This is a genomic window from Saccharopolyspora sp. 7B, from assembly GCF_020177435.1.
In the GTDB taxonomy this organism is placed as follows: domain Bacteria; phylum Actinomycetota; class Actinomycetes; order Mycobacteriales; family Pseudonocardiaceae; genus Saccharopolyspora_C; species Saccharopolyspora_C gregorii.
On the sequence record NZ_JAIUKC010000241.1, the window covers coordinates 1 to 8,269 of the forward strand.

The window sequence follows — 8,269 nt, forward strand, 5'->3', positions numbered from 1 at the left end:
CTGCTTTCCCCTCGGTTGCACCGTTTTTCCCCTGGTGCCCACCCAACGGGTTAAAATGACCCCGCTGGGTGGGAACAGCTGAGGTTCCGCCACCCCACCCGCAAAGCAAAACGAGCCGATCAATCGAAGAAAGAAGGCACGTCCAGTGCTCCGCCGGCCTGCTCGAACTCGGCGTGCACGGCGGCGCGCAGCCGTTCGTCGGCCAGGTAGTCGAGGGCGGTGAGGGCGAGGCCGGTCGCGCCGTCCAGCACGGCCCGGTCCCCGGCCTCGGACCGGGCGGCGGTGGCGAATCCGGCGGTGTGCAGCGACAGCCCGGCGTCGTCGAGCCCGATCATCGGGTGGATGGCGGGCATCCGGTAGCTGAGGTTGCCGAGGTCGGTGGAGCCGGTGAGGTACTCGGGCACCACGCCGCGGGGCAGCGAGGTGCGGCCACGCCTGGCCTGGTGCTCGGCCCAGCGGGCGGCGAGCGCGTCGTTGTGCCGGATCGGCAGGTACGGGTACTGCCGGTCCCAGACGAGTTCCACGCCGCAGCCGGTCATCTCGGCGGCACCGCGCGCGATCCGGTCGATGCGGTCGGCGAGGTCGCGCAGCGAGTCGGGGTCGGCGGAACGCACGTAGAACTGGGCGGCGGCGCGCTCCGGCACCACGTTGGGCCGCTGCCCGCCGTCGGTGATGATGCCGTGCACCCGGTCGCCGGAGGGCATGTGCTGGCGCAGCGCCGCCACGCCCTGGTAGGTCGCCACCACCGCGTCGAGCGCGTTGCGGCCCATGAACGGCTGCGCCGAGGCGTGCGCGGCGATGCCGTGGAAGGTCACGTCGACCTGGCGGCGGCCGAGGAACGGGTGGGTGGCCACGTCGTGCGAGAACGGGTGCAGCATCACCACCGCGTCCACGTCGTCGAAGATCCCGGCGCGGGCCAGGATCTCCTTGCCGCCGCCGCCTTCCTCGGCGGGCGTGCCGACGAGGCTGAGCCTGCCGCCGACCTCGCCGACCGCGGTGGCGGCGCCGAGGAACCCGCCGACGCCGGCCGAGCAGATGATGTTGTGCCCGCAGGCGTGCCCCACCCCGGGCAGCGCGTCGTACTCGGCGAGCACCGCCACGTGCGGGCCGCCGCTGCCGGTGCTCGCCAGCAGCGCGGTCGGCAGCTCGCCCACCCCGACCCGCGCGTCGAAGCCCTGCGCGCGCAGCAGGTCGGCGACGGCGGCGACCGAGCGGTGCTCGGCGAAGCCCTCCTCCGGGTGCTCGTGCAGGTCGTGGCTGAGTCCCAGCAGGTCCGCGGCGTGCTCGTCGAGCCACCGCTCGGCCCGGTCGCGCACCGCGGCGGGCGCGCCGTCGTGCTCGGAGCGGATCGGTGCCGCGGTGGCCACGGCCCGCTCGGTCGCCGCGGCGACGGACTTCAGGTACGAGTCGTCGGGAGTGGTGGGTTGCGTCATTCCCGCACTGTAGGTCGCTCGGGGGACGTCCCGGTGCCCTCGGTGCCGTCGAGCTGCCGGTGCGCCAGCAGCGTGGCGGCGACGACGGCGGCGATGATGATCACGAGTTGCAGCACCGGCACCAGGCACAGCAGGTAGGTCGGCAGCCCGAAGCCGAGCGTGCTCGCCTTGTTCGCCGCCAGCGAGCGGTGCCGGTCCCGCACGGTGAGGCCGCGGCGCGCGAACACCAGGCCGACCATCTCCAGCGCCACCACCCAGGCGCCGAACACGGCTCCCAGCACCGGCACCACCGTCTGCCCGAGCACCGGCACGAAGCCCAGCGCGAACAGCACGACCGCGCCGGCCAGCGCCACCAGCACCAGCTTCACCGCGTCCCGCACCCCGCGGCCGAGCTGCCGGGCGAACCCGGCGCCGTCGTCGGCGGTGTCGAGCCCGAGCCGCTGTTCGGCCTGTTCGGCGATGTGCTCGTAGAACGGTCCGCCGATCAGCAGGGTCAGCGCGATGAACGAGATCGAGCCGAGCAGCGCGGCCGCACCGACCAGCGCCACGCCCAGCACCACGCGGAACGCCTGGCGCAGCCAGTCGGTCCAGCCGTCGGCGAACGGGGTCAGCGCGGTCACCAGGTCCGAGCTGAAGTACAGCAGCGCGCCGAGCGATCCGAGCAGCAGCACCGCGCTCAGCAGTGCGGGGATCGCGCCGATCAGCAGCAGCCGCGGGGACCGCACGATCAGGCCGAATCCGGTGCCCAGCGCGCGGGCTCCGGCGAGGAGGTTCTTCATGCCGCTCCAGGGGAAGTGGATCTCGCCGCACGGTATCGGGCCCGGTTCCACCGCCGAGGCCCGGATCAGGACCGCACTCCCGTGATCTGGCCCACTCTCCCGCAACGCGAGCCGCGGCGGACGAGTCGCAGCGTGCACGACCCCGCGTTCTCGAACGCGGCGCCGGAAAGGGGAACTGGATCGTGCTGACACCGCAGCGGACGCTCGTGGACCGGATCTGGCACGGGCAGCCGCGCAACCGGCAGCTGCGCGGCCTGTGGCGGCTCACGAAGAAGACCATCGGCGCCAGCGCGCGGCACCGGCTGACCGGGCTGGCCGGGGAGGCGGCGTTCTTCACGCTGATCTCGATGCCACCGGTGCTGCTGGGCCTGGTCGGCACGCTCGGCTACCTGGCGGGCGTGCTCGGCGGGGAGACGATCACCGCGGTCCGGAACGCGTTGGTGTCCGGGGCGGCGACGGTGCTGTCCCCGCAGGCGATCGACGAGCTGCTGCAGCCGGTGCTGGACGAGGTGCTCAGCTCGGGGCGGGCCGGGGTGATCTCGATCGGTTTCGTGCTGGCGCTGTGGTCGGGTTCGGCGGCGCTGAACGTCTTCATCGACACGATCTCGGTGGTGTACGGCCTGGCCGGCCAGCGGAACGTGGTGCGGCAGCGGTTGATGTCGGTGCTGCTGTACACGGTGGCGCTGTTCGGCGGGATCGTGCTGCTGCCGCTGCTGGCGGTGGGCCCGTCGGTGATCGCGGACTGGTTCCCGCAGGCGTCGGTGGTGGTGTACGCGCTGTACTGGCCGGTGATCGTGATCGGGTCGATCGCCTCGCTGTGCACGTTGTACTCGTTGTCGCTGCCGCTGCGGGCGCCGTGGCTGGAGCACCTGCCGGGGGCGGCGCTGGCGCTGCTGGTGTGGCTCGGGGGCAGCCTGGCGCTGCGGATCTACCTGGACGTGACGATCGAGCACTCCCCCGTCTACGGTGCGCTGGCCGCGCCGATGGGCGTGCTGCTGTGGCTGTACGTGACGGCGTTCGCGGTGCTGCTCGGTGGCACGGTGAACGCGGAGCTGGACAGCGTGCAGCCGTCGCGCCGCACCGCCCGGTTGCGCCGGGAGCTGGTCGGTTCGGAGTGATCGCCGGGTGACGGGTCTCGCGGAGCGGTCGTCCGAAGTCACACCACAGCCGGGCGCGGCTTTGTTAGGTTAGCCTCGCTTGACTGATCCGGATGAAGGATGCGCGATGACCTCTGCTGACCGAACACACCCGCGGGTCGAGCCCTTCGGCGGGACCCGCCTGGGCAGGCGCGGTTTCCTGGCCGGCGCGACCGGCCTGCTCGCCGCAGGTCTGGCGGCCTGCGCGGGTGGTTCGCCCGCGCCGTCGGGCCAGGCGGCGGGCCCCGGTTTCCCGGTGCGGATCCCGAACAAGTTCGGCACCGCCGAGATCCCCGCGGCTCCGGGCAAGGTCGTCTCGCTGGGCATCACCGATCACGACGTGCTGCTGCCGTTGGGCGTGGTGCCGGTCGGGCTCACCGCCTGGGGCCCGTGGGAGTCCGGGGTGGGCCCGTGGGTGGAGCCGATGCTGGGGCAGGCGAAGCCGAAGCAGCTGGGCAGCGACGTGGACGTCGAAGCGGTGATCGCGCTGATGCCGGACGTGGTCCTCGGCGTGCAGAGCGCGTTGACGCAGGACCAGTTCAACCGGTTGAACGCGTTCAAGCCGGTGGTGGCGCAGCCGCCGGGCACCATCGACTACGGCGTGGACTGGCGCCTGCAGGCCGAGACGATCGGCCGCGCGCTGGGCGAGGAGGACGCGGCGAACCGGCTGATCGCCGAGACCCAGGCCCGCATCGAGCAGGTCCGCGCGGACAACCCGAAGTTCGAGGGCCGCACGCACGTCACGGTGCGCACCGATTCGGCGGGCAACTACGCGGCCTACACGAAGCAGGACGCGCGGACCGCGCTGCTGGAGCAGCTGGGCTTGAAGCTCGCCCCGTCCATCGAGGGCATGGACAGCGGCGGCAAGTTCAACGTGAAGGTCAGCAAGGAGCAGGTGTCGCTGCTGGACGCCGACGTCGTCATCGTCACCACGGCGAAGCCGACGGACGTGGCGGCGGTGCGCGCGGATCCGCTGCTGAACAACCTGCCCGCGGCCAAGCGCGGCGCGCTGGTGGTGCTCGACGACTACGACCTGACGATGGCGCTGGGTTCGGCGACGGTGTCGAGCATCCCGTTCACCTTGGACAACCTGGTGCCGAAGATCGACGAGGCGCTGGCGAAGGCGTGACGGCGCGGCGCCCCGTTCGACGACGCGGCGAACGGGGCGGTCGCGCTCAGATCAGCGGCGCTGCTTCCAGCGGGACCCGGGTGGACTCCAGGAACCTGCTGACCATGTTGAAGTAGCTGCAGCACAGGATGAACTCGGTGGTGCGCCGCGTGCCGTGCTCGGCGAGCAGCGCTTCGAGCAGCCGGTCGTCCAGGCGGACGTTGCGGGTGAGGTCCTCGGCGGCGTCGATGACGAGCCGGGTGCTCTCGTCGAAGCCGCTGACCGGGCCGTCGACCCCGACGCGTTCGATCTCGTCGTCGGTGACGCCGACGAGCTTGGCGATGCGGACGTGCTGCGCCCACTCGTAGTGCGATCCGGTGATGGTCGCGATGCGCAGGATGGCGATCTCCCTGGCGCGCTTGTCGAACTCGGACTGCATGAGCAGCGAGCCGGCCAGGTCCAGGAACGGCTTGAGGCTGTTCGGCGCGTTGGCGACCATCCGGAAGATGTTGGCGTCCGGGAGTCCGCGCAGCAGCCTGCGGTTCTTGTCGGAGAGTTCGTCGTCGGCGGGCAGCGGGATGCTCACGGTGTCCTCCTGGTCGGGGTGGTGCCCGTGCCCGCTCGGACGCGACGGGTGCGGCGCGGGTGCGCCCGTGCGCGTCCGAACGGCGAGCCCTCGGCGCTCGGGGAGCGCCGGGTGGTTCACATCCGGCGGATCGGCTTGCTGCCGTCCCACTCGGCGGCGGTCTTGCGGATGAAGTCGAACACCGACCGCTTGGGGCCGCTGACGTCGGAGATCTCGACGACGGTGCCGGGGTGGAATCCGGTTTCCAGGTAGGCGAAGCGGCCTTGGGCGCCGCCGACCGCGCCTTCCTGCCCGACGGTGTAGCCGCGGGCGAGGGCGGTGTCGTAGAGCTGCTGGTACTCGGTGGTCCAGTAGCAGACGTGCTGGAGCCCTTCGTTCCCGGCGGCGAGGAAGTCCCGGTACATGGACGGGGAGTCGTCGGCGGGCTGGATCAGTTCGATCTGCAGGTCGCCGGAGTTGGCGAGCGCGAGGTCGACGCGCGCTTCGGACGGTTCGCCGCGGTAGCGGAAGTCCTCGAAGCGCAGGCCTTCGAAGTAGAACCAGGGTCCGACTTCCAGCACCTCGACCCAGTTCGCGATGGCGGTGTCGAGGTCGCGCACGACGTAGCCGTTCTGCGCGATCTCGCCGAACAACCGGCTCATGCGAGCGCGGCCGGGTCGAGCAGGCCGGGGAACTCCTTGGCGAGCTGCAGGTCCCCTTCGACCTGGAGCTTGCCGGCGAGGAAGGAGGCGACGCCGTCGGCTTCGCCGCGCAGGATCGCCAGCAGGTCCTCGTCGGAGCTGGTGAGCGTGGCGTCGGGATCGTCGGCGGTGCCTTCGGTGACGCGGAGTTCGCCGTCGGCGACGGTCACGTGCACGGGGGTCGAGATGTTGAGCTGGATGGTGCCTTCGATCCCGTCGGCGGCTTCGCGGTCGAAGGCGGCGGGCAGCTTGTTGATGACGTCGAGCGTCGACATCATCCCTCCTCGGATCGTTTACCTACGCCGTAGGCTTTCGGCGGTGACCTTATACCTACGCTGTAGATATCGACAAGGGTGGGGCACACTGAGCCCGTGACCACGCCCGCACCGAAGGGTCGCCGCGGCAGACCGCCCCGCGGCAGCGCGACGCTGTCCCGCGATCGCGTCATCGAGGCGGCGCTGGCCCTCGTCGACGAGGAGGGCCTCGACCAGATCAGCATGCGCAAGATCGCCCAGCGACTGCGCGTCGACCCGATGAGCCTCTACAACCACGTCGCCGACAAGGACGACGTGCTGGACGGCATCGCGGAGTCGCTGCTCGCCGGCATCCCCGCGCCGCCCGCCGACGGGACCCCGCGGGAGCGGATGGAGGGCGTGGCGCGCGGTTTCCGCGCCGCGATGCTGGCGCACCCGAAGGCCGCGCCGACGGTGCTGACCCGGCAGATCGGCTCCTCGGCCGGGCTGGCTCCGCTGGCGGCGGCCGTCGCGCCGCTGCTGGACGCGGGCTGTCCGCCGGAGCAGGCGGTGCACGCGTTGCGCGCCGCGCTCGGCTTCCTCGTCGGCACCCTGCTGCGCGAGGTCGAGGCGTCGCCGTCGTTCGGCACCGATCCGGCGGCGAGCGGGCGGCGCAGGCGGACCCTGGAGGCCGCGGAGCTGCCGTCGCTGACCGCGATCGCCCCGCACCTCGCGGTCTGCGACCACGAGGCGGAGTTCGAGTACGGCCTGGACCTCGTCCTCACCGCCATCGAACGCACCCTCCCCGGCTGACGCTCCAGAGGCACGGCCCGGCCGTTCACCCCTGGCGGGCGCGGGGTGGCGCTTCCAGGAGGGGCCGGTCCCAGTCGCCCGCGCGGGCGGCGGCCGCGTAGCTGCCGCGCAGGAACGCGAGCAAGGTGCCGTCCGGATCGGACGCGGTCCGCACGTCGGCGTAGTCGAGCACGAATTCGCCGAGGTCGGCTCGGTAGCCCGCCGCGTCGGGCGGGACCGGATGGCCTGGGAACCCGGTCGGTTCCGGGTAGGCGTAGGAGTAGAACAGCCCTTCGCCGTCACCCCCGGGCCAGAACCCGCAGCTGCTGAGCTCGCGCGAATAGCCCTCCACCATCACCTCGTCCGGGCAGTTCGGCGCCCCGCCGGGGTGCGGCGGCGCGGGCCTGCCGGAGAACCGGGTGACGGCGAGGTCCATCGCGCCCCAGAAGTAGTGCACCGGGCTGGCCTTGCCGAGGAATTCGGCGCGGAACTCCTGGAACACGCGGTGCGCGGCGACCAGCTGGCGCCACCACAGGTGTGCGCTGGCCGGGTCGTACGCGGCGTGCTCGGTGTCCCGCTGGAACGGGATGGCCCGCCGCACCTCGTTCGGCGCCGCGTGGATGCTGGTGTGCAGCCCGAGTTCGTCGAGCGCCCCCATCACCTCGCCGTGGAACGCGGCCACCGACTTCGGTTCGAGCGGGACGAGCCGTTCGTCGTCGGCGGTGCGGATCCGCAGCACCTGCGCGCAGAAGTCGAACTCGGCGTCGAACAGCGCTCCGCCGTGCGGCACGGCCGAGGTGGTGAGGCCGCGCGCGGAGACGTACAGCGCGGACTGCCACCAGTGGTTGACCATCGGCGCCAGCGCGAGCCGCACCTTGCCGACGACCTGCGTCCACAGGTGCAGCGTGTCGCGCGTGTCCGTCCATTCGTCGACCCGCAGCGCGGGCCAGGCAGCGGTCTCCCGCAGTCCCGTCATCGCTTCCTCCCCCGGTCTCGCCCGTCCCCATGCTGGCGGGCGAGCAGGGTGAACGCAGCAGCCGAAGGACACCGAAATCGCAGGTCAGAACGGGACCAACGCCCCTTCCCCGCACGCCTTCCCCCGCGGTCCGGAGGCGGTCGCGGGGGAAGACCCGGCCGGGCGGCTCGGGGCACGGCACCGCCCGGGAACATCCGCGCCCACCCGGGGGAGGTCGTGGACGCGGATGCGGGTGCCCCGCCGGGCGCTCGCGGTCGGGGAAGCGGGAGCGGCCCGGCGGGGCTCGGTCCACCGCCGGAGCGAGGCGTGGCGGCGAACCGGATCTTCGGTCGAGCGGGGCTACCCCGCTTCGAGCACGACCGGCGGGTCGGCGCCGATCGTCACCTGGGACCGGGCCGCGAGCACCCGGGTGCAGGCCATGCACGGCATCCCGAGCAGGTCGGAGATCTGCTCGGCGTCCGCGGCGGGCAGCCGCACCCCGCAGAGCGCCGACCAGTCACCCTCCACTGTGGACATCGCGATGTGCACGACCCGCCGCGCCTCCCC

9 protein-coding genes and 1 pseudogene are annotated in these 8,269 nt (G+C 72.2%); 3 read left to right on the top strand and 7 right to left on the bottom strand.

The window, feature by feature from the left end:
* Positions 1–119: 119 nt before the first annotated feature.
* Positions 120–1,433, bottom strand: coding sequence for a M20 family metallopeptidase (locus LCD33_RS27835; RefSeq protein ID WP_224978458.1), 1,314 nt, complete (start codon positions 1,431–1,433; stop codon positions 120–122).
* Positions 1,430–2,212 carry an EI24 domain-containing protein gene (locus tag LCD33_RS27840; RefSeq protein ID WP_224978459.1) on the bottom strand — a complete coding sequence of 261 codons (783 nt, stop codon included), beginning with the start codon at positions 2,210–2,212 and terminating at the stop codon, positions 1,430–1,432. Before LCD33_RS27840 ends, LCD33_RS27835 begins: the two co-directional genes overlap by 4 nt.
* 182 nt (positions 2,213–2,394) lie before the next feature.
* On the opposite strand from LCD33_RS27840, the gene LCD33_RS27845 reads away from it, so the two are divergent.
* Together LCD33_RS27845 and LCD33_RS27850 are read left to right on the top strand one after the other, a co-directional pair.
* Complete coding sequence (locus tag LCD33_RS27845) at positions 2,395–3,330, top strand: YihY/virulence factor BrkB family protein (RefSeq protein ID WP_224966912.1); 936 nt, start codon at positions 2,395–2,397, stop codon at positions 3,328–3,330.
* A gap of 106 nt (positions 3,331–3,436) precedes the next feature.
* Positions 3,437–4,477 (top strand): iron-siderophore ABC transporter substrate-binding protein, encoded by a 1,041-nt coding sequence (locus LCD33_RS27850; RefSeq protein ID WP_224966913.1) that lies wholly within the window; start codon positions 3,437–3,439, stop codon positions 4,475–4,477.
* Between the two features lie 46 nt (positions 4,478–4,523).
* Here LCD33_RS27850 and LCD33_RS27855 read toward each other — a convergent pair whose 3' ends face one another.
* The 3 genes from LCD33_RS27855 to LCD33_RS27865 form a co-directional block, all read right to left on the bottom strand.
* Positions 4,524–5,042: a carboxymuconolactone decarboxylase family protein gene (locus LCD33_RS27855; RefSeq protein WP_224958978.1), complete on the bottom strand. Its 519-nt coding sequence runs from the start codon at positions 5,040–5,042 to the stop codon at positions 4,524–4,526.
* A gap of 116 nt (positions 5,043–5,158) precedes the next feature.
* Positions 5,159–5,683, bottom strand: coding sequence for a VOC family protein (locus LCD33_RS27860; RefSeq protein WP_224966915.1), 525 nt, complete (start codon positions 5,681–5,683; stop codon positions 5,159–5,161).
* Positions 5,680–5,997, bottom strand: a complete 318-nt coding sequence (locus LCD33_RS27865) for an SCP2 sterol-binding domain-containing protein (protein ID WP_224958982.1) — start codon at positions 5,995–5,997, stop codon at positions 5,680–5,682. Before LCD33_RS27865 ends, LCD33_RS27860 begins: the two co-directional genes overlap by 4 nt.
* Positions 5,998–6,093: 96 nt before the next feature.
* Between LCD33_RS27865 and LCD33_RS27870 the strand changes: the two genes are divergently transcribed.
* Complete coding sequence (locus tag LCD33_RS27870) at positions 6,094–6,768, top strand: TetR/AcrR family transcriptional regulator C-terminal domain-containing protein (protein ID WP_224978460.1); 675 nt, start codon at positions 6,094–6,096, stop codon at positions 6,766–6,768.
* A gap of 25 nt (positions 6,769–6,793) precedes the next feature.
* Here the strand turns inward: LCD33_RS27870 and LCD33_RS27875 are convergent, their stop codons facing one another.
* On the bottom strand, positions 6,794–7,723 hold the full coding sequence (locus LCD33_RS27875; protein ID WP_224978461.1) for a DUF5996 family protein: 930 nt from the start codon (positions 7,721–7,723) through the stop codon (positions 6,794–6,796).
* A 339-nt stretch (positions 7,724–8,062) separates the two neighbouring features.
* Positions 8,063–8,269: pseudogene (locus LCD33_RS27880) on the bottom strand (hypothetical protein); the annotation flags it as partial.

Coding starts and splice junctions, on each gene's coding strand:
- LCD33_RS27835 (WP_224978458.1), bottom strand. CDS start 1,433: ATGACGCAACCCACCACTCCCGACGACTCGTACCTGAAGTCCGTCGCC.
- LCD33_RS27860 (WP_224966915.1), bottom strand. CDS start 5,683: ATGAGCCGGTTGTTCGGCGAGATCGCGCAGAACGGCTACGTCGTGCGC.
- LCD33_RS27840 (WP_224978459.1), bottom strand. CDS start 2,212: ATGAAGAACCTCCTCGCCGGAGCCCGCGCGCTGGGCACCGGATTCGGC.
- LCD33_RS27850 (WP_224966913.1), top strand. CDS start 3,437: ATGACCTCTGCTGACCGAACACACCCGCGGGTCGAGCCCTTCGGCGGG.
- LCD33_RS27875 (WP_224978461.1), bottom strand. CDS start 7,723: ATGACGGGACTGCGGGAGACCGCTGCCTGGCCCGCGCTGCGGGTCGAC.
- LCD33_RS27865 (WP_224958982.1), bottom strand. CDS start 5,997: ATGTCGACGCTCGACGTCATCAACAAGCTGCCCGCCGCCTTCGACCGC.